The organism is Thermophilibacter sp. (assembly GCF_966187215.1).
This window is the reverse complement of record NZ_CBIFYV010000041.1, coordinates 45,043-68,371: the sequence shown is the minus strand read 5'-3', so window position 1 is coordinate 68,371 and position 23,329 is coordinate 45,043. Positions and strand designations below refer to the sequence as shown.

The following is a 23,329-nucleotide window of genomic DNA, read 5'->3' as shown; positions in this document are numbered from 1 at the left end:
ACGACGCCGGCCCTCACGATCGAATTGTTGGATTGGGAGCGAGGAGAAGGGAGCTCGCATGATTGTCTACGACCAGAACGGAACAAGGATCGAGCTTCAGAACAGGCTCGGCGGAGGCGGCGAGGGGAGCGTCTACTCCATTGCGGGCCACCCGCGCTTCGTCGCCAAGATCTACACCTCCGACGCGGAGGCTCACCGCGAGAAGATCGAGGCGATGGTCGGCATCGCCGCCGGGGGAGCGCTCATGCCCGAGGCGGTGGCGTGGCCCGTGGCCGCGCTCTACTCCGACGCCGCGCGCCGCTCCTTCGTCGGGTTTGGCATGAGGCTCGTCAAGAGCAGGTACCTCCTCGAGGAGCTTCACGAGTATCCCGCCCCCTCGGGGATGCGGGTCACGATGCGCGAGAAGGTGGGCTTCCTCATCGAGCTCTGCGACGTCCTGGACGTGCTGCACCAGATGGGACAGGTCGTCGGTGACTTCAACGGCCAGAACGTCATCATGGAGGAGGGCGGACACCCCGCCCTCGTGGATACGGACTCGTTCTGCGTGCGCGCGGGCGGCAGGGTCTTTCGCTGCGAGGTCTTCAACGACGACATCGTGGCTCCCGAGATCGTGCGCGCGGCCCACGTCTCCGGCGGCGGCTACGCGAACTGCCCGGAGGGCGTGTTCTCGACGCATGCGGACGACTATGCGCTCGCGGTCCACGTCTTCAGGATGCTCATGAACGGCGTGCACCCGTTCCGGTGCACGCCGGTGCCCCTCTCGAACGGCTCCGTCCCCGCTCCCGTGAAGACGCTCGTGCGCGTGGAGCGCGGCGAGACGCCGTTCTTCAGGAAGGTGCGCGGCGTCAAGGTGAGCCCGAGCGCCCCCGAGCTCAAGGAGTTTCCGCCCTACCTGGTGGAGCTCTTCCGTCGTGCCTTCGTGGACGGGCACGCCAAGCCCGCCGTCCGACCGACCGCCCGGGAGTGGGGGGCCGCCCTCAAGCGTTACCGCAGCGAGCTCGTCTCCTGCCGCCACGGCCATTGGTACTGGAAAGGGGCCTCGAACTGCCCCTACTGCGCCGCGGATGCCAGGTACGCGGGTGCTGCCCCGGGCAAGCTCGCGAATGCGGGCGGCACGCCGCAGGCGACGGTCCCGCCCTTCGCGGGCTCGGGCAGGGCCTCGCGCGCCGCCAACGGCGTGGCGGCGGCGGTCCAGGCGTCCTCCCCGACTCAGGCGGCGGCGCTGGGGGCGCCGTACTGGGTCGTCTCGCTGCTCATCGGATCGGCGGTCTTCGCGCTTCTCGGTGCCGCCCTGCCCATCTGCGAGATGGTCGGCATCTCGTTGGGCGTCGGCTATCCCGACTGGCTGCGGGCGGCGTTCCTCATCTCCGCGCTCGCGGGCGTCGTGGCCTACAACCTCCTCTTCGTCAAGCGCGCCGAGGACAAGAGCTACTTCCTCGCCGGGGCGTCCGCCGTCGGGAGCATGGCCCTGCTCGCCCTCCTGTGCGTTGTGATCGCCGCCCTTCTCGGCGTCCTGCTCGTGATCTTCCTCCTCGGCCTCGCCGTCTCCATCCTTTCCGACTAGCCGCAAATCGTCCGGGGCGTCTGCCGGACGTCTCATCAGAGAGGGGAACCACATGATGAACGCAAACGACGAGTCCCTCATCGCGCAGATTCTCCGCGAGGAGTGCGGCTACTCGTCCCGTGCCGCCGAGGTGACGGCGCACGATCTGACCCACTTCGTCGCGGCCGACCACGGCGACCTCGACGAGGCCGTGGCGCGCTGGGTCCATGACCGGTCCGACCAGACGGACGTCGCCGTGGGCGGGCGCAGCGTGCGCGACCTCATGGGGCTGGGCCTCTCCTACCCCGCCTGCCTCGTGTTCGTCGACTGGTATCGCTGCGACCCCGCGACGGCCTCCCGCGCGCTCGCCGAGCGGATGTGAGCGCGATGACCTACGAGGACGCGCTCAGGATGACCGACCGGGAGGTCTGGTCAAGGCTCTCCGAGGAGGGCAAGGTCGAGGTGCTCCAGGCCGTCGAGGACCACGTGGCCGGGGAGTGCGGGCGAGACGCGCGCACCGTGGAGAGCGCGTGGCTCTACACGGGAGACGACGGCATCGAGCTCGGTCGCTACCAGACCGGCGACCAGACCATCTACGTGAACGCCTCACAGCTGGGGGAGGGGTCCCTCTACGGGAGCGACCCGGACAAGATGGTGGAGACGGTCCTCCACGAGGGGCGCCACGCCTTCCAGCACGACGTGGCAGAGGGCCGCGTCCCCTGCGAGGACGCGGAGACCGCCCGGGTATGGGCCAGGAACCTCGAGCCGGGCGGCTACGTTCGCTTCGACGAGAACCCGCGCGCCTATTGGAACCAGCCCGTGGAGGCGGACGCGCGCGGCTTTGCGAGCGACCGGCTCAGCCAGCTGCGCGCGGAGCGGGCGGATGTCGCCGAGCGTGACGTCGCGCGGGAGACGACCGGTGAGGACCGGGGCGAACGGGACCTCGGCGTCGGGGGAGACGGCCATGACGGGGCCCGCGAGGCGTTCGAGTCCGGAGGGGACGAGTGGGCGGAGCAGAGCGCGGTTGCGCAACGCCGCGGCCATGGTCTGAGCAGGATGTAGGTGCTTCCAGGAAGGAGGGCTCGAATGACCGTCAGAGACAGGGTCCTGAGCGGGGATGACTGGAGGGTGGAGGCACCGGCCCCTGCGCCCGGAGCCCTCGCCCGGCTCTCGGGGTGGTCTATGGGCAGAAAGGCGACCCTCTCCCTCGCGGAAGGCGACCTCGCCACCCACGTGCTGTTCCTCGGGCCCTCGGGCACGGGCAAGACCAATGCGCTGCGCGAGCTCCTGCGCCAGGTCAAGGCGTCGCTGCGTCCCGGCGACACGATGTGCGTCTTTGACCCCAAGGGGGACTTCCTCTCTCTGCTCGACCCCTCCCTTGACCTTGCCGTCCCCGGTGGGGCGGACGCATGGAACGTCTGCGGCGACGTGGTCGCCGACGGCTGGGGGGAGGAGGACGTGGCAGAGAACGCGCGGGAGGTGGCGCAGACGGTCTTCGCCGACGCGGTCGAGCGCTCCTCGAGCCCCTTCTTCCCCAAGGCGGCGCGCGACCTCTTTGCGGACGTGCTCGGCGCGCTGTGCGTCTGCTCCGAGAAGGACCGCGAGTTCCGGCGCAAAAACCTCAACAACCGTGCGCTGCGCGACTACCTCCTCGGGGCGACCTCCTCGGGCCTCCACGAGTTTCTCGGGCACGAGCGGCGCTTCTCCGGGTCTCTCAAGTACCTCGGCGACGGCTCCTCCGATCAGGCGCTCGGCGTGCTCGCCGAGCTCCAGGAGGCCACGTCGGCGCTCTTCTCGGGCGGGTTCGGCGAGTGCGGGGCCTTCTCGTCGAGGCAGTTCCACCGCGGGGGCGTCGGGACGGTCTTCGTGGAGTATGACGTCACTCGCGCGGCCACTCCCGCCTACCAGGTGATCATCGACTCGTTTCTCAAGGAGGCCCTGGCGGGGAGGCGTCCGGGGTCGAGCACCTACGTGTTCATCGACGAGCTTCCCATGCTGCCCCACCTGCTCTTCCTCGAGAACGCCCTCTCCTTCGGCCGGAGCCAGGGGGTGAGGGTGATCGCGGCGGCGCAGAGCGTCGAGCAGCTCTATGACGCCTACGGGCGGGACGCGGGGGCGGCCCTCGTGTCCGGGTTCCAGACGCTCGTCTGCTTTCGTCCGAGCGACGAGGCCACGCGCGCCTGCGCGCGGGAGCGAGGGGGCGCCTGCCTGAGGGAGCTCTCCTATCTCTCGGGGGAGGGGCGGGCGAGCTTCGAGTTGCGCGAGGCGCATGTGGTGGAGGACTGGGACCTCGCGTCCCTCGGGCGGGGAGAGGCGTTCCTCTTCCGCCCGTTCGCGGGTCCCCTGAGGTTTCAGTTTGGGAGGTACTAGGCATGGCGAGCTTTCTGGGGGTGGGGACGGGACTGGCCGTCTGGGCGCGCGACCTCGTGGCCCGGGGGAGCGTCCTGCGCAAGGCGCGCCGGGAGAACGACGCGGCGCGCGGGATCGTGGCGTACGGGGAGGTGCCGTCGGAGAGCCTGCTCGTGGGGTCATCTCGCTCGCTTGTGCTGGGCGCTCCCGACGAGGTTCGTGCCCCAGCGCTCTGTGGGCTCATCAAGGAGTCCGTCGCGCGCGGCTCCTCCGTGGTCGTCGTGGCCGAGGGCGCGCGTGCGCTCGCGGATGACCTCGTGTCCGCCGGGTGCCCGGGGGTGACGCTTGCGGACGCCGCCCGGCCTCTCTATGAGCCGCTCGCGCGGCGCACGGCGGACGACGCGACCGAGCTTCTGGAGGAGTCCCTCAGGCTCGCTCCGAACGCTCCCCAGGAGGCCGGCGCCTACGCGGGAGCGCTCGTCCGCGTGCTCGGCCGCCGGGGCCTCCCCGCGTCCGTTCGCCTGCTCGCGGAGTGTCCCCACAACCGCCTGCACGAGGTGATCGGGCGTCTCGAGCTCACGGGCGCGATCGATGCCGCGGAGGCGGCGGACCTCCGGGCGTGCCTCGACGTGCCGACGGCGTGCCGCTCGTTCGTGGAGGGGTTCTTCCGGGAGGCGGTGAGCGAGGGGGCGCTCCTCGCTGACCCGCTCTCGACGTCGCTCACGACCTCCGTGGTGGACGCGGCGCTCTCTCCTGCCCCGGGGACCGTCGTTCTGGACGTGGGCTCCGGCCAGGCCCGCGCGCTTCTCGCCCTCGTCTTTGCCGAGGCGCGGCTCTGCGCTCGTCACCGTGCCCCGCTCACCCTGGTGGTCTGTGCCGGCTCCGTGGCGGATTGGGACGCGCTGGCGCAGCCGCTCAGGAGCGCCGTGGGCATCAGCTGGGCCATCGTCACGAGCGAGGCGCTCGAGTTCTTCTCGTCCGAGGACGAGCTCAGGCGATGGGTCGCCTCGAGCTCCCGGGTGCTGTGCTTTGCCCAGGGGCACGCCTCGGCCGACCTGGCCTCCTCCGTCTTTGGCGAGTACGACAAGGTCGACGTCTCGTTCACGCGCTCGGGAGGCGGGGGCTTCGGCACCTTTGGCGTCAACTACACGGATGGCAGGAGCACCACGCGCTCCGTCAAGCGCGAGCGCGTGGTCAGGCCCGAGGAGCTGCGCGCGCTCGGTGAGGGCGAGTTCTTCGTCCTCGAGGCGGGCCGGCCCGGGGCCGGCAGGGGAATCGCGGTGAGGTGAGGATGATGAGAAGGATCAAGGACTACGTGGACGTGCGGACGAGGTTCCTTCCGCACCGGCCCGAGGCCGGCCCCGAGCGGGAGGCCTACGACGCCCTGGTGGACGGGCTGCTCGAGTATCGCGGGAGCATCCGGATGCCGCGCATGGTGACGATGGACGACCTGGGTAGGATCGTCGGCCTCGCCAAGCTGGACGTCCCCGAGCTCTTCTACGTGGGCTCGGGGACCGCCAACCTGACGAGCCTCGGACCATGCGCGCTCAATCTCACGTACTGTCCCCGTTATCGCCTGGATGAGAAGGACGTCCTGTCCGTCCTCGAGGCCATGGGGCGCGCTACGGACGAGGTGGTCGAGGAGCGCATGCGCGCACGGCACCCGGCGCCGCCCGGGACGACGGCGCACCGCGACCGCCGGCTCGAGGACCTCGTCGCGCTGCACGACTGGCTCGCCGGGCACTTTGCGTACGCGGACGGCGAGCGCTCGTACGCGCACGAGGCGTCGGGCCCGCTCGTCTACGGCGTCGGGGTGTGCGACGGCGTGGCCAGGGCGTACAAGTACCTCTGCGATCGCTGCGGCCTGGCCTGCTGCGTGGTCTCGGGTGAGGCGCGGGACTCCAGTCGCCCGTCCGACGGTTTCGGGCCCCACGCCTGGAACCTCGTCGCGGCGCCGGCGCGCACGGAGCGGAGCTCCCGAGACCAGCTGCGTCCGGGCGAGGCGTCCGAGTGGGCCAACGTGGACGTGACCTTTGACGCGTCGATCTCGCACGCCGTCGTCCGGCACGACTACTTCGGCGTCACGGACGCCGAGATCGCCGCGAGCCACCGGCGCGACGCGTCCGAATCGCTGCCGGATGGGGGCGGGTCCCTGCGCTACTACGAGAGCAGGGACCTGGTCGCGGCATCGGCCACGAACCTCTCGAAGATCGTGGACCGCGACCTGCCCCATCGGGGCGGGGCGGAGTTCGCCATGCCCCGCATCTGGGAGAGCCGCGCCCAGGCCGACGGGGCCATCGAGCGCGGCGTCTCGCAGAGCTCCGCGCTCGGCCGCACGGGTCGGGGCTACGCCATCTACCCCAACTATGACCGCATGGTCTTCTGCGTGGAGGCGCTCTCATGAGCGGCGTCGCCCACGCGCCCGAGCTGCACATGGCGCGCGTCGGCGGCTTCGACGTCGCCGCGGCGACGCTGCGCGGCGTCGGGCGGGAGATCAACGAGGACAGGGTCTGCGTGTGCGGGCGCGGTTTCTGTGTCTTCGACGGCATCGGCGGGCTTGGGGCGGGCGAGGTCTTCGCCGAGCTCGCCGCCAACCGGGTGCGACGAGGCCTCCTGAGCGGGAGAGGACCCGCGCAGGCGCTCGCGGGCGCGAGTCGTGATCTCGCCTCATTGGGGAGGGAGGTGCTCCGCTCCCCGGGCGGCGCGACGGGGTGCGTCTGCGCGCCCGGGGCCGGGGGCATTCGCTTCGCCGCCCTGGGAGACGTCCGCGCCTTCCTCGTGGGGCCCGAGGGCGTCGAGGAGGTCTGCCGGGACGAGCCCGGGGGCGCGGGGGCGTACCTCGGGGACGGCCGAAGCGCTCCCCGCGTCAGCTTCATCGGGGAGGGCTGCCTGGATTCGCACGTCCTTCTCGTCTGCTCGGACGGGTTCTGGCGCTTTGCGGCGGCGCGCGAGCTCGCCGAGGTCGTGAGGGGGTCGGCGACGCTTGCTGACGCGGCCATGCGCCTCGTCGGGCTTGCGAGGAGCTGCGCCTCTCCCGACGACGTGACCGTTGCCCTCTGTGGTCCGCTCGTCGAGTCTCGGTCAAGGTCTCTGCAAGGTGTCTTACAGTGAGGTGGTCTCGCCGAGAGAGGAGTCACCATGCCCGTTCCCATCTACCACGTGAGCAGAGCGCTCGGCTCGTACCTAACCGACCTCTACGGGGCGAGAAACGCCGGCGATCGCGTGGCGAACCCCTGGGTGCTCGTGGGCATCGGACCGAACGAGGCGGGGGCCATCGCCGACCAGATGGTCTCAGGGGGAAACTACTTCACCTGCTACGCCTCCGCGTTCACCAACCTGATTCTCTCCACCGAGGACGATGGCCAGAGACCCCGGCCGCAGGAGGAGGTCGACCTCCTGAGGAAGCTCTACGCCAAGATCCTCGGCGGGGCCAAGCGGCGCCCCGCCAGAGGACGCAATCAAGCTCAGCCGCAAGAGGAGGGAGCGGACCCTTCCGAGCGGCGTGACACAACGGGGCGCCTGCGCCTTAGCGAGAAGAAGCAGAGGTGGGTGCGCGAGCAGTTCTACAAAGAATGGGTGTATCCGCCCATCGCCCAAGAGGTCGAGGACTACCTGATGAGTGTCCTGGGGGAGTCCCAGCAGTCTCGGTTTGCCAAGATTGCCGAGGGAGTGATCGAGCGTGCGCTCGGTGAGCTGCGCTTCTACCGTGACCTGCGGAAGTCGGTCAACGCCCTCTCGGATGACGGGAGTCGGGAGCGCAGGCTGCTCGAGGACTATCGCACCCTGCTCCCCCTGTGGGTGTACACGCAGCGCACCCACGCCTCCGAGGACGACCCCGGCCTGCTGCTCAATCTCTACGACCTCGACTTCTGGTCGTATGACCCTGGCGAGGGGGAGGCTCCCCTCGAAAGGCTCGTGGACGAGCTGTGCGGCTGCTTCATAGATGACGGCGCGCTCGCGGGAGAGGCTCGCGTCGAGGAGTTCAGGTTTCGCGCAGAGGATCTCTTCAGGAGGTGCGTCGACGAGGCGGAGATGGCTGACAGGGCGTTCGAGACGGGGCGGCGCACGGAGTCCTCGACCATCGAGCACCTCTTCCAGCGCTCCCGCGAGACCGGCCGGGCCGTGGTGCCCGCCTGGGCGCAGCATCGTGCCGAGCTCATCTGGTTGATCATGGTCTCGAGCTGCGTGGGTCTCGAGGCGGCGCTCGGCCCGAGCGATCGCGCGACGGCCGACGATCTCATAGTGTCCGATCAGCGCCTCGACGACGACTGCCTGGGAAGGGGCTCGGGAGCGGTTCCGCTGAGCGTTCGAGTGGGCCGGCGCGACGTGGGCTCCTTTGACCTCAGGCTCGCCGACGATGCTCCCGACGGGCTCGTTGTCTGCGTGCTGGGACGAGAGCGGGACCCGAGGTTCTGGACGTCCTGGGCGGACCGGGCGAAGGAGCTGCTGGGCATGTTCTTCCAGCCGGAGACGCATCTCGACGAGAAGGACCCAGACGGGCTCCCCGCGCGGCTGAAGGCGGCCATAGGCTCACGCTTTGACGCTTCTACCAGGGAGGGGAGGACTGCGCTCAAAGAGTTTGCCCGCCTGGAGGCGATCGCGGCGGGTCAGCTGGACACCGCGCGGGAGCTCCGCGACGCCTCCCTGCGGGCGCTCGACGACTGTCTGCGCCTGTCCTTTTGCGTGGATGCCGATTCAGCCGAGGGCCCGGTGCTCGATCTTGGAACGAACGGGCGTTGCGCCGAGGGGACGCTCGTGGGGGCCGCCCGTCGGGCGGCGGAGGAGCTCAACGAGCTCCTGACCTCCCTGCTGCGCGCGCAGCGCGAGGACGAGTACGCACGTGCCGTCGCAGGGGACGTTCGGGGTCCGGACGGGAGGGCTCTCGACGAGGACGAGGCGAGGAAGCGTCGTGACGCCCGGATGCCGAGCGTGCGGGCGCGGGTCTCAAGCCTCCTGGAGGGCGTGCTCACGACCTACTTCAACGACCAGCGCTTCCTGTGCGACCGCGACGGCGACCCCGTGGCGGGCAATCGATCCAAGATAGATCTCCTTCTCGACAGGCTGGAGGACGAGTATGGGGAAAGGCACGGGCGCGACCCCTCCATGCGCCTGGCGGTCACGAGGCTTCGTAGGGTCCTCGTGCCGGTCATGTCGCCGTCGCGCGTGAAGACCCTCTCCCTGCGGAAGATGCGCGCCTGCGTTGACGAGGTCTTCTCGAGTTTTGACGAGGCGGAGAGGAGCTGCTTCGTGGCGCTGCCCTCGGCGGACGTCTCCGCTCGACACGCCGTGGCCTACCTCAGGGACGGTCGCCTCACGCTCGTGGATGCCGGCTCCCTGCAGGGCACGGCGGTTCTCCGCCAGGAAAGGGAGGGCGGAGGGGGAATCGTCCTCGTGCGCGAGAGCGCCCTCGTGCTGGAGGGAACGGAGCGTCGTCTCGACAAGATGCTCGACGCCACCTGGATGCCCCAGGAGCGTGTCGAGGTCCCGGAGGTCGTCCTGCGCCGCGGCGACGTCATCCGTCTTGCGGGACAGGTGGCGGTGGGAGTTGGTGGCGCGCTGTGACCGAGGACTTCATCGATGGCGGGGCGCCGGCTTCGGCGGACGCGCGCGCCATCTCCTTCGATGGGGGCTACTTCCTCTGCGCCCAGCCCGTCCCCGCTCGCGCGCAGGCCCGCTCGAGCTCGGGCAAGAAGTATGTGTATCACGGCACGTATGTGCATGCCCGTGATTCCGGGGGGCACGGGGTTCCCGCGTGCGCCGTGTTCTTTGCGCGCGAGGGCCGGGACGTGGACTATGCGCGGGAGCGCGCAGGTCTCGTCCTGGGCTCCGCCCTTGGGGTAGGGCCGCGCACCCTCGAGGTGGATGCGCGAAGAAGGCTGCCCGACGCCGGACCGGGCGATCGCGCTCTGCCCATGCTGGTCGAGGAGGACGTGGGCGTGAGCCTGGAGGACGCGCTGCGCGGGGCGCCCGTGCCCGCCTTCTCCGACGGCCGGGACCATGATGGCGACCCCCTTCCCGATTCGTCCACGCCCGAGGGAGCCCGCGCGGCCCACAAGATACTGTTTGACGTGCTCTGCCAGGTTGAGGCTCTGCATAGACAGGGGCTCTATCATCGGGACCTGCGCTCGGCCAACATCGCCCTGCGCCGCTGGGGCCCGGGGCCGGAGGGCCTGCGCGCCACCCTGCTCGACCTGGAGTTCGTTACCGGCGAGCGTCGGGGGACCGTGCGGTGCGAGGGCTACTACGACCGGCTCTTCTCCGAGGGAGGGCTTGCGTGCCTGGGCCGCGTCCCCACCCTGCTCGAGCAGGATCTCGGCTATCTCGCGGTGGTCGCTGCCGAGGTGCTGTCCGGGCGCGCTGCGTCGGAGCTCGGGGACGAGGAGGTGCGCGGCGTCCTGCGCTCCCGGCGCTCTCCGATCAGGATGGGTCCCGACGGCATCTTCTCGCGGCGCGTGCTGCTGCGTGACGTCTGGGCGGAGGCTCGCCTGGCGGGGCTTCCGACGGTCGAGGAGGCGTACAGGGACGTCTCGGCTCGCGCGGTCGCCATCGCGCAGGGTGAGACGCGCCACGCCGGCTATGTTGACACGCTGGACCGCATTCGACTTGAGAGGAGCGTCGAGATGATCCTCGAGCGGGAGACGATCGAGCGGCTCGCCCGCGCGGTCTTCGAGAACTATCGCGAGCACCGAAGAGGGGACGGCCTGCCCGTCGAGTACGACACCTATGACGGGCAGCCCGAGGACTTCAGGGCGTCCTGCCTGGAGCAGGCGCGCTCCTATTGCGACAAGGTGCGCCTGCTGGGCTACGAGCTCGTGCTCGCGCAGGAGTGCGACGAGACGAGCCGCGTTCGGGAGCTCACCGCTGACGAGGTGGAGTTTCTCGCCCGCGTCGAGCACGACCGCTGGGTCGACGAGCGTGTCGGCGCCGGCTGGGCCTATGGCCCCGAGAAGGACGTGGAGCGGAAGGTGTCCCCGTATCTGGTGAGCTGGGACGAGCTCTCCGAGGAGGTCAGGGAGTACGACCGGGCGCCAATGAGGGAGATGCTCGGCCTCGTGGCGTCCGCGGGGCTCGCGGTGACGAGGTAGCGCCTCGCGCGCTGGGCCCGGTCTCTACTCGGACTGGTCGGAGCCGAGGATGACCACCACGTCGTAGTCCGTGGAGAAGTCGCCGGGGTTCTCGGCGATGTTCGACTCGTCGACGCCCAGGGTCTGCGCCACGCCGCGCGCCTTTGAGGCGGCGCTGCCGTTGTAGTAGACCATGGTCGTCGTCTGGTCGTTGGTGGAGGCGTTGTCGGCGAGCACCGAGAAGCCCGCCTCCTCGAGATCGGTGGCGTGGCTCATGGCCAGGCCGTTCACATCGGTGCCGTTGAGGACGAGCACCGAGCCGGTGAACGTGGCCTCGTCCCCGGAGCCACTGCCGTCGGAGCTGCCGTCGCCGGAGCTGATGCCGATCGACCCGGCGACGCCCGCCGTGAAGTCCTGGCTCTCGTCGGAGTAGGGAGGCAGGCCCGCGTCCACGCGCTCCATCATCTCGGTCCAGGCCTGCTCGTCGGGGATCTCGTACCAGAGGTTGTTCGTGTACGTGGAGGTGGTGGGCGTCTGGCCCGAGTAGAAGCCGTTGTCCACGTCGAAGTTCTGGAACTGCCGCGCGAGGCCGACGATGTCGGTGACGCTGAACGGATAGACGGTGAGGCCCTCCGCGAGCTGGGAGACCGTGCTGAGCATGGTCACGGGGTCGAGCTGGAGGACCTTCTTGACGATGGCGCCGATGACCATGCGCTGGTTGGCGGCGCGATAGAAGTCGCCGCCGCCCATGTCGTCGTAGGCGTGGCGCGCGCGGCACAGGCCGAGGGCCTGGGCGCCGTTGATGGTCTGCGTGCCCGCGGGGAGGTCGACGTCGGCGAGCTCGTCCTGGACGGCGCGCGGCAGCGTGATCTCAATGCCGCCGATCGTGTCGACGATCGAGATGAGCTGCTCGAAGTCGACCTCGGCGTAGGCGGAGATGTCCACGCCCGCGAACTTCTCGACGGTCTCGACCATGTAGGCGCCCTGGCCGATGGAGTAGGCGTCGTTGATCTTGCGCTCGCCGTACTCGCCCATGTCGACCATGGTGTCGCGCGGGATCGAGACGAGGGTCACCTTCTGGGCGGGCGCGTCGATGCGCGCGAGGATGATGGTGTCGGAGCGGAAGTTGGAGGCGTCGCCGCCCCAGTCCTCCGCGCGGGCCTCGCTCTTGTCGACGCCCAGCAGGAGCATGTAGAACGGGTCGCTCTGCTGGACGGGCTCGGAGAGCTGGGCGCGCAGGTCGTCCGAGACGTTGTTGCTGAGCGCGCTGTTGATGTGGGCTATGTAGGCTGCCGCGGCGGCGCCCACGCCCACGAGGGCCACGAGCACGGTGACGAGCGCGACGCGCAACGCGCGGCCGCGGCTCTTCTTGCGGCGACGGTCGGCGTAGGCGGTGGCCCCGTCCGAACGCGACGCGGCGTGGGCGCCGGCGGTCCGCGAGCGCTTGGAGGCGCGGGCGCCCGCGGCGTGCGCCGCGTGCGAGGCCCCGCCGCCGTAGCGGCTCTGCGATCGGCGCACCTGCTCCTCGCGCGTCATGCTGCGATGGGACTTTCTGTCAGCCATGAGGGCCCTTTCTGCTACGTCGAGGCTGCCGCCCCGTCCGGCTGAGCGAAACGGACCCACAAATGATAGGGAAGAGACGTGTGCTGCGCATGAAGGTCCGCGAAAATGGCGGCATTCTCTATAAACTGTCACAATGATAACTGTCGTCGGCGCCGTCCGGGCGCCTCCCTGCGAGAGGAAGAAGAGGGTCGATGAGCGAGGCTACCCCCAAGCAGTTCGTGGCGGTTCTGGACTTCGGCGCCCAGTACGGGCAGCTGATCGCGCGGCGCGTGCGCGACCTGCGCGTGTACTCCGAGATCGTCCCGTGTGACATCCCGGCCGACGAGCTCGCCGCGATGGCGCCCTCCGCGTTGATCCTCTCCGGCGGCCCCGCGAGCGTGTACGCCGAGGACGCGCCGGGCGTGGACCCCAAGATCTTCTCGCTGGGCGTGCCCGTGCTCGGCTTCTGCTACGGCCACCAGATCATGGCCGCGACGCTGGGCGGCGAGGTCGCGCACTCCGAGGTGGGCGAGTACGGCCCGGCCGTGGTGCGCCGCTCGGGCGAGTCCGAGCTCTTTGGCGACACGCCGGCCGAGCAGACCGTGTGGATGAGCCACCGCGATGCCGTGAGCCGCGCGCCCGAGGGCTTCCGCGTGACGTCGTCGACCGACGTGTGCCCCGTGGCCTCGATGGAGGATCCCGAGCGCCGGTTCTTCTCGACGCAGTTCCACCCCGAGGTGCGCCATACCGAGCACGGGCGCGAGATCCTCTCGAACTTCCTGTTCGGCATCTGCGGGCTTGCGCCCACGTGGACCATGGACAACCTGGTGGAGACCCTGACCGCGGAGATTCGCGAGAAGGTCGGCGGCGACCGCGTGATCCTGGCGCTCTCCGGCGGCGTTGACTCGTCCGTGGTGGCGGCGCTGGGCGCGCGCGCCATCGGCAAGCAGATGACCTGCGTCTTCATCAACCACGGCCTCCTGCGCAAGGGCGAGCCGGAGCAGGTGGAGGAGGTCTTCACCAAGCAGTTCGACGTGGACTTCATCCACGTGCACGCCGAGGAGCGCTACGCCAGGCTGCTCGACGGCGTGACCGACCCGGAGCAGAAGCGCCGTATCATCGGCACGCAGTTCTGGGAGGAGTTCTTTGCCGTGGCGCAGCAGCTCTCCGACGACGGGCGCCCGGTCAAGTACCTCGCGCAGGGCACGATTTATCCCGACATCATCGAGAGCGGCGCGCGCAAGACCGGCGGCAAGGCGTCGACCATCAAGAGCCACCACAACCTGATCCCGTTCCCGGAGGGCGTGCACTTCGACCTCATCGAGCCCCTCGACCACTTCTTCAAGGACGAGGTGCGCGAGCTGGGTCTGGCGCTGGGGCTGCCGGACTACATCGTGTTCCGTCAGCCGTTCCCGGGTCCGGGCCTGGCCATCCGCATCATCGGCGCGGTGACGCCCGAGAAGCTGGAGATCCTGAAGAACGCGGACGCGATCGTGCGCGAGGAGCTCGACGCGTACAACCAGCGGCTCTTTGAGGAGACCGGCGAGCGCAACTCCGAGCACAGCTGCTGGCAGTACTTCGCGGTGCTGCCCGACGTGCGCAGCGTGGGCGTGATGGGCGACGAGCGCACCTACCAGCGGCCCGTGATCCTGCGCGCCGTGGAGAGCTCCGACGCCATGACCGCGGATTGGGCGAAGCTGCCCTACGACGTGCTGACGCGCGTCTCAAAGCGCATCGTGGACGAGGTGGCCGGCGTGAACCGCGTGGCGTACGACATCACGTCGAAGCCTCCCGCGACGATCGAGTGGGAGTAAGTTCCAACTGATTTTCTCCAAAATTTGCTGTATTACGGCCTTATTTTCGCCATTCTGTCAGCGACTGGGGCCCGCGTTGCATCGGGCTCGCGCCGCTCCGGAGCGTCGCTATCTTCTTGAGGCGGGGCGCCTCTTGCGCGCGTCGAGAACGGCGATGTTGATGTAGAGCTGCATCACGTCCGTGTAGACGTTCTCTCGTATGAACGTATGGGCGCGCTCATAGTCATGGTCCGAGAAGCAGACGATGAGGTAGAACGCATTGGTGTAGTTGGACGACTCCAGATAGCTGAGGAGCTGCCGCTCGTATCCCCTCTTGAGGTACGAGCTATTGGCGCGCTTCACCTCAACGAGGACCTTCTCGTCCTGGTTCATGTAGAACTTGAAGTCGATCTTGCCGTCGGCAAGCTGGGCCTCCCGCGTGATGTCCACGGGCCTGTTCTCAAAGTAGGCGTCTATCACGTTCTCAAGGACGAGCTGGATTCGGCGCTCATCCGCCGGTTTCCCCTCATTCCAGAGCAGCTTGTTCAGGGATCCGCGGCTGACGCGCCGATCGAGGTACTCGATCAGGGCCTCCAGCTCCCCGACGAGCGTGATGTGTCCGGACGGATACTGCCACTGTATGTCGAGGGGGAGCAGCTCGAAATAGAAGTCGATGTTGATGCCGAGCCGGCGCTCGAGAAGCGTGCTCCCCAGCGTGCGCTGAGACTGCAGGGTGGGGATGATGAGGAAGTCGAGGTCATCAAACAGGAGCTCTCCCATCGTCGAGAGGTTGCGGTAGAACAGCTCGAGATCCGGCTCGTCGGGGCCGTTGGCCCGCTCTCTGGCGCAGGCCCGCTCGAGCAGCCCCTCGATGTGCTCATCGAAGTAGATCGAGTCGAGCTCGGGGATATCGCTCTGCAAGTCGGCCACGTGCTCGACAAACTGGTAGAGCGCCAGCTCGTGAAAGGACGTGAGCGCGTGCGTGAAGTCGTCGGACGTCCATTCGTAGAGCTCCAGGAACACTTGTCGACACCTGAGGAACTGCTCCCTCCTCAGATAGGCGGGCATGAGCAGTTCGATCAGGTCGTCCGCTTCGTCCGGCCCCTCCGCGTACATCTCTATCTCCAGAAGATGGTGGACGAGCGCGTTGTAGAACCTCTCGTGCTCAGGGTAGAACAGCGCTGAGAAACCTATCATTTCTCCTCCAATAGGCGCCATGTGGCCCGTCGGTTTGTCCGGATCGATTTTGTCGGTCCGCTTGACCCTTACGTTACGGGAGGGTCTACCGTGTGTCCGGGGGTGATGAGATGGGGAGGCGATACAAAATCGGAGAGCTCGCGGAGCTCTCGGGTGTGTCGGTTCGTGCGCTCAGATTCTACGAGGAGGCGGGGCTGATTGCGCCAGGGCGCGATCCAACAAATGGTTACCGGCTCTACGCCGCCGAGGACGTCGATCGCCTGCAGGAGATCCTGCTGCTGAGGCACCTTGGCGTTGCCGTGCGCGACATCGCCCCGCTTCTGAGCACGACCTCGGACGATCGCGTCGCTGCCCTTGTTCGCCATCTCGACGAGCTCATTGCAGAGCGCGACCAGCTGAACACGCTGATAGCGACAGTCGAGCGAACGCTCGCTGAGATGAGAGGAGAGCTGGATATGGCCGACAGCGAGAAGTTTGAGGGTTTCAAGTACAGGCTCGTTGAGGACAACGAGCGCCGCTACGGCGTTGAAGCGCGAGGGCGCTATGGGGACGAGGCGATTGACGCGACCAACCGAGAGGTGCTGGGCATGAGCGAACGCGAGTGTGCGACTTGGCAGGAACTCGACGCCAGGATTCTCGAAGCGCTGGCCTCGGCCGTTCGGACGAGTGCTGACCCGGCGGGTCCAGAAGGTGCCCGCGTCTGCGAGCTTCACCGACAGTGGCTCGGCTACACATGGCCGTCGTATTCGGTTGAGGCGCACCGGGGCCTTGCGGAGTCGTATGTGGCAGACGAGCGCTTCACAGCCTACTACGACCGAGATGTTCCCGGCTGCGCGGCATGGCTGCGGGATGCGATCGTCGCGCATGCATGATGGTCGCCGGGTGCTCAGGGGTTTGGAGGTCAGGGAGATGCAAGATTTGCCCGCTATTGCGGTGTCAAGGCTTCGCGATGAGAGATTTGCCCGCTAGTGCGAAGCGTTTGCGGGTGTGGGGGAGTATCCGGAATGCGTTTCCCCAGGTCAATAGATTGTATATTGAACCAAATGGCTATTTTTTCTCAGAGGGGCTTCGCAATAGCGAGCGTTTCTTGCATCGATGGCGCCGCGTTACGCACTAGCGAGCAAATCATGACGGAAGGCGTGTGTTAATCGCTGCTTCGGCATGTCCGAGCCCCACGAACGCCGCCCGTCCCGATGTTGACGCATAATGGTCGCGACGAGCGCCGGCCGAAGGGGGGCTCATGGTTACCTATCGTCTGGATCTGAGCGACGAGAAGAAGGATACGGCGGCCGAGATCGCCCTGGAGAGCCCCAGAAACGTACGCGGGCGGCGCATCTGCGGACCCCTGCTGGTGCTGGCGGGCGCCCTTCTGCTCGTGTGCGGATCGGCGCTGGTGCTGGCAAAGGGGTCGGCTCAGGGCGTCGTGTTCCTCGTCGTTGGCGTGGCGTCGCTCGCGCTGGGTCTCCGGGCCAAGGCGTTCCAGCGCTTCGTGCTGCGGCGCTCGGAGCGGCTCCTGGACAAGGCGTTTCGCTCGGGCGTCGTCGAGTACGCCTTCGACGATGACGGCGTGCGCATCGAGTCGAACCTCGGCAGCAGCCTCTGCTACTGGAACTCCTTCGTCGCGCACGGCACCATGGGCCAGTACCTCTATCTCAAGCGGGGCGACAACAAGCTGGTCCTGGTGGACGCCAACGACCTCACCGGGGCCGAGCTGGCTGAGCTGACCGACCTGTTCTCGCGCCACGTCCCCGCGCGGTAGCAGGTCCGGCTCGGTGGCTGCGAGCTCATCCTCCGGTTACGTACACCATTTCGAGTCTGATATTAGTCCCGCCAAGCTGATGACCTGGGAAAACGTCAGTCGGGTGCAATGGATAAGCAATTGAATAGCGTACGTAACCGACGAGAGTGTACGTAAGTTGGCACGGCCTTTGCCCCGGGCGGCGGACACGGCTATCCTTGTCCCTCCGCACGCAACCGAGGGAGTCACGCTCAATGGACATCATCTCCACGCTCGCCGAGGAGCTCGGCCTCAAGACCGCCGCCGTGGAGGCCGCGGTCAAGCTCATCGACGAGGGCAACACCATCCCGTTCATCGCCCGCTACCGCAAGGAGGCCACGGGCGGCATGGACGACGTCGCCCTGCGCGCGCTCGACGAGCGCCTGGGCTACCTGCGCAACCTCGAGCAGCGCAAGGAGGACGTCCTGCTGCTCATCGACGCGCAGGGCAAGCTGACGCCCGAGCTGGAGGAGCAGATTCGTGCGGCCACGCAGCTCCAGCGCGTGGAGGACCTCTATAAGCCCTATCGCAAGAAGCGCCAGACCCGCGCGCAGAAGGCGCGCGAGGCCGGGCTCGAGCCGCTCGCCAACATGATCATCATGCAGGTCAAGACCAAGGGGAGCGCTCTCGACGAGGCAGCGCGTTTCGTCACGCCCGAGGCGGCCGCCGCGGGCTTTGACACGCCCGAGCGCGCCCTCGCCGGCGCCTCCGACATCGTGGCCGAGACCGTGGCGGAGGACCCCGAGAACGTGGCCGACCTGCGTGCCTTCACCGAGGCCACGGCCGACATCGTCTCGGTGGCCGTGAACGCGGACGAGAAGACCCCGTACGAGCCGTACTACGACTTCTCCGAGCCGGCGGCCAAGATCCCCAACCACCGCGTGCTGGCCATCGACCGCGGCGAGCGCGAGGAGAAGCTCCGCGTGCGCGTGCGCGTGGACGAGCCCGCGGCGGTGGCGCGCCTGGCCGCGCGCTGGCCGCGGCGCCAGGGCGTCTTCGCGCCGGTCTTCGACGCGGCGATCGCGGACGGCTACAAGCGCCTCATGGCCCCGTCACTCGAGCGAGAGCTGCGCGCCAAGCTCACGGTGCGCGCGCAGACCGACGCCATCAAGGTCTTTGCCAAGAACCTCGAGGGGCTGCTCTCCGCCCGGCCGGTGCGCGGCGCGCGCATCATCGCCCTCGACCCGGGCTACCGCACGGGCTGCAAGGTGGCCGTGCTCGACGAGTACGGCGCGCTGCTCGACCACGGCGTGGTGTACCCCACCAAGCCGCGCCACGACGTGGCCGGAACCAAGCGCGAGCTCGCGCGGCTGGTGAAGAAGCACCGCATCAACACCATCGTGATCGGCAACGGAACCGCGAGCCGCGAGACCGAGGAGGTCGTCTCGGACTTCATCGCTGAGTCCGCGCCGGAGCTGCGCTACACGATCGTCAACGAGGCCGGCGCGTCCGTGTACTCAGCCTCCGAGCTGGCCAGCCAGGAGTACCCGGACCTCGACGTGACCACGCGCGGCGCCATGAGCCTGGGCCGGCGCCTGCAGGACCCGCTGGCCGAGCTCGTGAAGATCCCGCCGCAGTCGATCGGCGTGGGCCAGTACCAGCACGACCTCGACCAGGGCGAGCTGGCCCGCGCGCTTGGCAACGTGGTGGAGGACGTGGTCAACCGCGTAGGCGTGAACGTCAACACGGCGAGCGCGAGCCTGCTGGGCTACGTCTCGGGCATCACCCCCACGGTGGCGCGCAACATCGTGGCCTGGCGCGAGGAGCACGGCGCCTTCTCCGACCGCCGGCAGCTCAAGGACGTGCCCAAGCTCGGCCCCAAGGCGTTCGAGCAGTGCGCGGGCTTCCTGCGCATCCCCGGCGCCGCCAATCCGCTCGACGCCACGGCCGTGCACCCCGAGAGCTACGCCGTCGCGCGCGCCCTGCTCGAGCGCGCCGGCGTGGGCGAGAAGGACCTCGCGCGCGGCGGCATCCCCGACATCCGCCAGCGCGTGGGCAACGCGGCCACGCTCGCCGGCGAGCTGGGCTGCGGCATCATGACCCTTCTCGACATCTTGGGCGAGCTCGAGAAGCCCGGCCGCGACCCGCGCGACGACGCGCCGGCGCCGGTCTTCAGCCGCGCGGCGCTCTCGATCGACGACCTGCAGCCCGGCATGGAGCTCACGGGCACCGTGCGCAACGTCGTGGACTTCGGCGCGTTCGTGGACGTGGGCGTGCACCAGGACGGCCTCGTGCACATCTCCAAGCTGGCGCGCCGCTTCGTCAAGCACCCGAGCGACGTGGTGAGCGTCGGCGACACCGTGAAGGTGTGGGTCGAGCAGGTCGACCGCGACCGCAAGCGCATCTCGCTTACCATGGTTCCGGGGAAGTAGCCAAGGTTCCGGCCGAGGCATGGGCGGCCGGCGAGAGGGGGCGCCCGATGCCGACGATAGCTCTTGACAGCCCGGAGGTCCTGCACCTGCGCGAGCGCGACTGGCGGCTCTCGCGCCTCATCGGGCGAATGGGACCCCTCGAGCACGGCGCGCCCGCCTCGGCGTTCCACAGCCTGGCGCATTCGATCATCGAGCAGATGCTCTCTATGAAAGCGGCTGCGACCATCGACCGCCGGGTCTACGACCTCTGCGGCGACGACTTTCGCCCCGAGACCGTGGCGGCGCTCCCCGAGGAGGACCTGCGCGCGTGCGGCATGTCCGGTCGCAAGGCGCGCAGCCTGGTCGGGGTGGCGGCGTACGCGTGCGAGCACGATCTCGAGGCGCTCCGCGGGCTGCCCGACGGCGAGGTGAGCGCGCGGCTCTGCGCCCTGCCGGGCGTGGGGAAGTGGACCGCCGACATGTTCCTGCTGTTCTATCTGGGGCGCCCCGACATCCTGCCCGTGGAGGACGGGGCCTTCCGCCAGGCGTTCGCGTGGCTCTATGGCGCCCCGGTCACCGACGAGGGGGTGCGCACGGTGGTCTGCGACCTCTGGCACCCCTACGCGTCGACGGCGGTTCGCTACCTGTACCGAGCGCTCAACAGCGGATTGGTGCGGGAGCTGGACGCGCGCGACCTGTGATGTGCGGCGCTCGGGGCCGTATTTCCACTCCGGTTCACAAGTTGGGTGGTTTTTGACGGGGCTCCTTGAGTAGGCCGGCGAGGTACGCCCCTCCCTACCTGCGACGATGCAGGGTCGTATCTGGTTGCTGCTCAAGGGGGTTGCCAAAAACCGCCCAACTTGTGAGATGGGCGATGCCGTGGGCCCTCCGAGGCGCCACCCTCTGCCACTTGTGTTCGGATTTCTAGTGGTCGAGGTGCGGCAACAGCGTCGCCATGAGCGAGGCCGCCCCTCGCTCGGCGCCGCCTCGCGTACCATGGGAGGCGACGACGGGCGCGGAGGGGGCAGCCATGGCAAAGGAGCGCGTGACGACGGGCGAGCGGGACGAGCGCGGCGAGAAGGACGTCGCGGGCGGTCGCCCGCGCAGGCGCCGCCGCGTCCTTCTCGTCCTGCTCGTCGCGGTGGTGTGCGCGGGCGTGGGACTCGCCGCGCTGGTGGGCGTGCGGCTCGAGCAGCGCCGGCGCGGGGAGGGGGCGGTCGGCGCCCCCGAGGCGCCCCGTCAGCTCGAGACCGTCGAGCGCGCGGACGGCCCCTTCACCGCGCGGATCGAGTTCACGAGCGTTGCCACGGGCAGTGAGACCGTCTCGACCGAGGTGACGTGGGACGACGAGTGGTTCTTCGAGGACCCCACGGTCTACAACCACGAGCTGGCCACGACCTGCGCGGTGCTCTCGGCGGTGGCCAACTCCGAGTCCGCCTACTACCAGGCGGGGTCCGGCTCTCCGGCCTACATGGAGGACGCCCTCGCGCAGCTGGGCTTCGAGGACGTGTCCACGGCGTCCTACCAGTACCGCAGCGAGATTCTCGATGAGGTCGTGGACCTGCTCGTGGGGGACGACGACGTGGTGGCGTACTCGGTGGCCTCCAAGACCGTCACGAGCGACGACGGGCGCGAGAAGACCCTGCTGCTCGTCTCGGTGCGCGGCAGCTACGGCGCCGAGTGGCTGAGCGACCTCAACATGGGTGACGCGGCCGTCTACGACCTCGACGCGATGGACCACGAGGGCTTCGCGCGCGCCGCATCCGAGCTCGTGGACGAGCTGTCCGCGCGGGTCACCGAGCGGGCGGGGCTCGACGGGACCGATGACATCGCGCTGCTGTTCTGCGGCCACTCGCGCGGCGCCGCGACCGCGAACCTGGCCGCCTCCTACGCCGACGACATGACGCAGGGGCTGCGCCCGCTGGCGCCCCTGGGGAGCATCTACTGCTACACGTTCGCGACGCCGGAGCTCACGACGATGGGCAACGTCTCCGACCCGCTCTACGACAACATCTTCAACGTCCTCAACCCGAGCGACGTGGTGCCCCGCCTGCCGCTGGCCGCGTGGGGCTACGCGCGCTACGGGCACGACCTGTGGCTTCCCGGCTACGGCGACGAGGGCTTCGAGGGGCGTTACGAGCGGGCGTGCGCGCAGTTCGAGAAGAACGTGGGCGTGGCGTGTCCCTACGACCCGCGGGACCGCGAGAGCGTGGACGCCCTGGTCGCGGACCTCGCGCGCGAGATGCCCACCGACGACGACCTCGCCTCGGTGGGCGGGATGGCGTCGCTCGTGCGTGGCCTCATGACCGACGTGGACATCGCGCGCGTGCTGTGCGGCCACTACCCCAGCGTCTACATCGCGTGGATGCAGGCGCTGGGGCCGGACGAGCTGTCCTGAGGCCCGGGCGCCGGCCGCCCGGTGCCGGCCGCGTGCGTCAGGCCGCCGGCTGCGCGACGAGCGGCTCCGTGCCGGTGAGGTCGCAGGAGGCCAGCGGATAGGCGCGGATGGCCGGGTCGTCGTAGGTGGCGTGGTAGTAGGTCTGCGTGCCCGCCGAGAAGCAGCTCGTGTAGAGGGTCTTCTCGTAGGCGCCGTCGCCCATCCGGGCCACGCCGTCGGGCACCGCCGCGGCGCCGAGCGTGCGGAACAGGCGCGTCACGTTGTCCTTCTCGCCGTTTTGCGCGGGGTAGTGGGCGTTCACGAACGCAGCGCGCACGAAGCGCGCCGGGCCGCCGTAGTCGCCGGGCAGGCCGCAGACGCCCACGCCCGAGCCAAAGGGCGCGAGCTCGGCACGGTCCCAGGCGGCCGTCGCGGGCAGGCCGTCATCGAGCGTGAGGTAGTTGCGCAGGTTCTGGCGGTGCCAGCCAAAGTCGGGTTCGTTGGTGAGCACGTCGACGTCGTTCTCCCAGACGGTGAGGCCGCCCTCCAGGCACTCCACGACCACACTGCCGGTCCTGTCGCCGACGATCCAGTGGAGGTTGGCCACGGGCAGCTGCTCGTTTACGGGCTGGGCCACCACGGTGACGTGCGCGAGCGCCGCGCGGACCTCGGCGAGCGTCGAGAAGTTCCGGCAGGCCCAGTAGGGGAACTCGTAGGCGGCCACGTTGGTGCGGTCGGCAGCGGGCGCGTCCGCGTAGCGCGCGCTCTGCGGGAAGTTGAGGCCGGCCACGGCGAGCCCGGCGTCGTTGCCGCAGTCAAAGTAGAGCGGGATGCCGTCCGCGACGATGCCCATCCCGATGACGGCGCGGCCGCGCGCGGGGTCGTCCGGCCGCTCGAAGGCGGGCGGCACCGCGGCCGCCGGGGGCGTCACCACCACCCGCTCGCCGTATCCCTGGGTCCAGTCGAGGTTTCGCCCGAAGTACATGGTGCCGGTCTTGCCGGTGAAGCGGACGGCGGTGCACATGGCGGCGCTCCCTTCTCGCTGTGACCTCGTGCGACCGAGGCGGGTTGCTCCGGTTGTAGCCGATGGCGGCCGGCCGGTGAGGGAGAGCGCGGGACGTTGCGCATGAGCGGGGACACCCAGTGCCGTGAGCGGCGCCCCGTGCGGCGGCAGCCCCCTGCACATGCATCATTCCGCTGCATGTGAGTGGGGCTGGCTGTTGCCGGGTCTATCGGAGGGGGTGCACTTGCGTCAAACCGCTGCATGTGAGTGGACCTGAAGCCGTCGTTGCAACCTGAAACCCCTGCACATGCGTCAATCCGCTGCATGTGCAGG

The 23,329-nt window shown here is 68.9% G+C and carries 18 protein-coding genes; 15 read left to right on the top strand and 3 right to left on the bottom strand.

Annotated features, from left to right (window positions below):
- Window positions 1-58: 58 nt before the first annotated feature.
- The 9 genes from ACWTSU_RS03960 to ACWTSU_RS03920 all read left to right on the top strand — a co-directional run bounded on the left by ACWTSU_RS03960 (window position 59) and on the right by ACWTSU_RS03920 (window position 10,977).
- The gene (locus ACWTSU_RS03960; RefSeq protein WP_455138581.1) at window positions 59-1,564 is read left to right on the top strand and encodes a hypothetical protein; all 1,506 of its coding nucleotides are present in this window, start codon (window positions 59-61) and stop codon (window positions 1,562-1,564) included.
- Window positions 1,565-1,616: 52 nt separating this feature from the next.
- Window positions 1,617-1,925: a hypothetical protein gene (locus tag ACWTSU_RS03955; protein ID WP_455138580.1), complete on the top strand. Its 309-nt coding sequence runs from the start codon at window positions 1,617-1,619 to the stop codon at window positions 1,923-1,925.
- Window positions 1,926-1,930: 5 nt separating this feature from the next.
- Window positions 1,931-2,605, top strand: coding sequence for a hypothetical protein (locus ACWTSU_RS03950; protein WP_455138579.1), 675 nt, complete (start codon window positions 1,931-1,933; stop codon window positions 2,603-2,605).
- Between the two features lie 120 nt (window positions 2,606-2,725).
- Window positions 2,726-3,913, top strand: a complete 1,188-nt coding sequence (locus ACWTSU_RS03945) for a type IV secretory system conjugative DNA transfer family protein (protein ID WP_455138578.1) — start codon at window positions 2,726-2,728, stop codon at window positions 3,911-3,913.
- 2 nt (window positions 3,914-3,915) lie between these two features.
- Window positions 3,916-5,181, top strand: coding sequence for a hypothetical protein (locus ACWTSU_RS03940; protein WP_455138577.1), 1,266 nt, complete (start codon window positions 3,916-3,918; stop codon window positions 5,179-5,181).
- A gap of 5 nt (window positions 5,182-5,186) precedes the next feature.
- On the top strand, window positions 5,187-6,296 hold the full coding sequence (locus ACWTSU_RS03935) for a transglutaminase domain-containing protein (RefSeq protein WP_455138576.1): 1,110 nt from the start codon (window positions 5,187-5,189) through the stop codon (window positions 6,294-6,296).
- Window positions 6,293-7,003, top strand: coding sequence for a PP2C family protein-serine/threonine phosphatase (locus ACWTSU_RS03930; RefSeq protein ID WP_455138575.1), 711 nt, complete (start codon window positions 6,293-6,295; stop codon window positions 7,001-7,003). The genes ACWTSU_RS03935 and ACWTSU_RS03930 overlap by 4 nt, the downstream gene beginning before the upstream one ends.
- Window positions 7,004-7,030: 27 nt before the next feature.
- The gene (locus ACWTSU_RS03925) at window positions 7,031-9,454 is read left to right on the top strand and encodes a hypothetical protein (RefSeq protein ID WP_455138574.1); all 2,424 of its coding nucleotides are present in this window, start codon (window positions 7,031-7,033) and stop codon (window positions 9,452-9,454) included.
- The gene (locus ACWTSU_RS03920; RefSeq protein WP_455138573.1) at window positions 9,451-10,977 is read left to right on the top strand and encodes a RyR domain-containing protein; all 1,527 of its coding nucleotides are present in this window, start codon (window positions 9,451-9,453) and stop codon (window positions 10,975-10,977) included. Before ACWTSU_RS03925 ends, ACWTSU_RS03920 begins: the two co-directional genes overlap by 4 nt.
- A 24-nt stretch (window positions 10,978-11,001) precedes the next feature.
- Here ACWTSU_RS03920 and ACWTSU_RS03915 read toward each other — a convergent pair whose 3' ends face one another.
- Window positions 11,002-12,519, bottom strand: coding sequence for an LCP family protein (locus tag ACWTSU_RS03915; RefSeq protein ID WP_455138572.1), 1,518 nt, complete (start codon window positions 12,517-12,519; stop codon window positions 11,002-11,004).
- A 191-nt stretch (window positions 12,520-12,710) separates the two neighbouring features.
- On the opposite strand from ACWTSU_RS03915, the gene guaA reads away from it, so the two are divergent.
- A complete protein-coding gene (guaA, locus tag ACWTSU_RS03910; RefSeq protein ID WP_455138571.1) occupies window positions 12,711-14,312 on the top strand; it encodes a glutamine-hydrolyzing GMP synthase in 1,602 nt (533 codons plus the stop codon).
- Window positions 14,313-14,420: 108 nt separating this feature from the next.
- On the opposite strand, the gene ACWTSU_RS03905 is transcribed toward guaA, so the two are convergent.
- The gene (locus ACWTSU_RS03905) at window positions 14,421-15,488 is read right to left on the bottom strand and encodes a hypothetical protein (RefSeq protein ID WP_455138570.1); all 1,068 of its coding nucleotides are present in this window, start codon (window positions 15,486-15,488) and stop codon (window positions 14,421-14,423) included.
- Window positions 15,489-15,598: 110 nt separating this feature from the next.
- Here ACWTSU_RS03905 and ACWTSU_RS03900 point away from each other — a divergent pair, with 110 nt between their 5' ends.
- The 5 genes from ACWTSU_RS03900 (at window position 15,599) to ACWTSU_RS03880 (ending at window position 22,014) form a co-directional block, all read left to right on the top strand.
- Window positions 15,599-16,360, top strand: coding sequence for a MerR family transcriptional regulator (locus tag ACWTSU_RS03900; protein ID WP_455138569.1), 762 nt, complete (start codon window positions 15,599-15,601; stop codon window positions 16,358-16,360).
- A gap of 368 nt (window positions 16,361-16,728) precedes the next feature.
- On the top strand, window positions 16,729-17,247 hold the full coding sequence (locus ACWTSU_RS03895) for a hypothetical protein (RefSeq protein ID WP_455138568.1): 519 nt from the start codon (window positions 16,729-16,731) through the stop codon (window positions 17,245-17,247).
- A 233-nt stretch (window positions 17,248-17,480) separates the two neighbouring features.
- Complete coding sequence (locus ACWTSU_RS03890; RefSeq protein WP_455138567.1) at window positions 17,481-19,637, top strand: Tex family protein; 2,157 nt, start codon at window positions 17,481-17,483, stop codon at window positions 19,635-19,637.
- Between the two features lie 47 nt (window positions 19,638-19,684).
- Window positions 19,685-20,317, top strand: a complete 633-nt coding sequence (locus ACWTSU_RS03885; protein WP_455138566.1) for a DNA-3-methyladenine glycosylase family protein — start codon at window positions 19,685-19,687, stop codon at window positions 20,315-20,317.
- Window positions 20,318-20,646: 329 nt separating this feature from the next.
- A complete protein-coding gene (locus tag ACWTSU_RS03880; RefSeq protein ID WP_455138565.1) occupies window positions 20,647-22,014 on the top strand; it encodes a lipase family protein in 1,368 nt (455 codons plus the stop codon).
- A gap of 37 nt (window positions 22,015-22,051) precedes the next feature.
- Here ACWTSU_RS03880 and bsh read toward each other — a convergent pair whose 3' ends face one another.
- Entirely contained in the window at window positions 22,052-23,017 is a 966-nt protein-coding gene (gene bsh / locus ACWTSU_RS03875) for a choloylglycine hydrolase (protein WP_455138564.1), read from the bottom strand.
- Window positions 23,018-23,329: the final 312 nt, after the last annotated feature.

Bases quoted from the DNA above. Each gene is read 5' to 3' on its own strand.
- ACWTSU_RS03960 (WP_455138581.1), top strand. From the start codon at position 59: ATGATTGTCTACGACCAGAACGGAACAAGGATCGAGCTTCAGAACAGG.
- ACWTSU_RS03955 (WP_455138580.1), top strand. From the start codon at position 1,617: ATGATGAACGCAAACGACGAGTCCCTCATCGCGCAGATTCTCCGCGAG.
- ACWTSU_RS03950 (WP_455138579.1), top strand. From the start codon at position 1,931: ATGACCTACGAGGACGCGCTCAGGATGACCGACCGGGAGGTCTGGTCA.
- ACWTSU_RS03945 (WP_455138578.1), top strand. From the start codon at position 2,726: ATGGGCAGAAAGGCGACCCTCTCCCTCGCGGAAGGCGACCTCGCCACC.
- ACWTSU_RS03940 (WP_455138577.1), top strand. From the start codon at position 3,916: ATGGCGAGCTTTCTGGGGGTGGGGACGGGACTGGCCGTCTGGGCGCGC.
- ACWTSU_RS03935 (WP_455138576.1), top strand. From the start codon at position 5,187: ATGAGAAGGATCAAGGACTACGTGGACGTGCGGACGAGGTTCCTTCCG.
- ACWTSU_RS03930 (WP_455138575.1), top strand. From the start codon at position 6,293: ATGAGCGGCGTCGCCCACGCGCCCGAGCTGCACATGGCGCGCGTCGGC.
- ACWTSU_RS03925 (WP_455138574.1), top strand. From the start codon at position 7,031: ATGCCCGTTCCCATCTACCACGTGAGCAGAGCGCTCGGCTCGTACCTA.
- ACWTSU_RS03915 (WP_455138572.1), bottom strand. From the start codon at position 12,519: ATGGCTGACAGAAAGTCCCATCGCAGCATGACGCGCGAGGAGCAGGTG.
- guaA (WP_455138571.1), top strand. From the start codon at position 12,711: ATGAGCGAGGCTACCCCCAAGCAGTTCGTGGCGGTTCTGGACTTCGGC.
- ACWTSU_RS03905 (WP_455138570.1), bottom strand. From the start codon at position 15,488: ATGATAGGTTTCTCAGCGCTGTTCTACCCTGAGCACGAGAGGTTCTAC.
- ACWTSU_RS03900 (WP_455138569.1), top strand. From the start codon at position 15,599: ATGGGGAGGCGATACAAAATCGGAGAGCTCGCGGAGCTCTCGGGTGTG.
- ACWTSU_RS03895 (WP_455138568.1), top strand. From the start codon at position 16,729: ATGGTTACCTATCGTCTGGATCTGAGCGACGAGAAGAAGGATACGGCG.
- ACWTSU_RS03890 (WP_455138567.1), top strand. From the start codon at position 17,481: ATGGACATCATCTCCACGCTCGCCGAGGAGCTCGGCCTCAAGACCGCC.
- ACWTSU_RS03885 (WP_455138566.1), top strand. From the start codon at position 19,685: ATGCCGACGATAGCTCTTGACAGCCCGGAGGTCCTGCACCTGCGCGAG.
- ACWTSU_RS03880 (WP_455138565.1), top strand. From the start codon at position 20,647: ATGGCAAAGGAGCGCGTGACGACGGGCGAGCGGGACGAGCGCGGCGAG.
- bsh (WP_455138564.1), bottom strand. From the start codon at position 23,017: ATGTGCACCGCCGTCCGCTTCACCGGCAAGACCGGCACCATGTACTTC.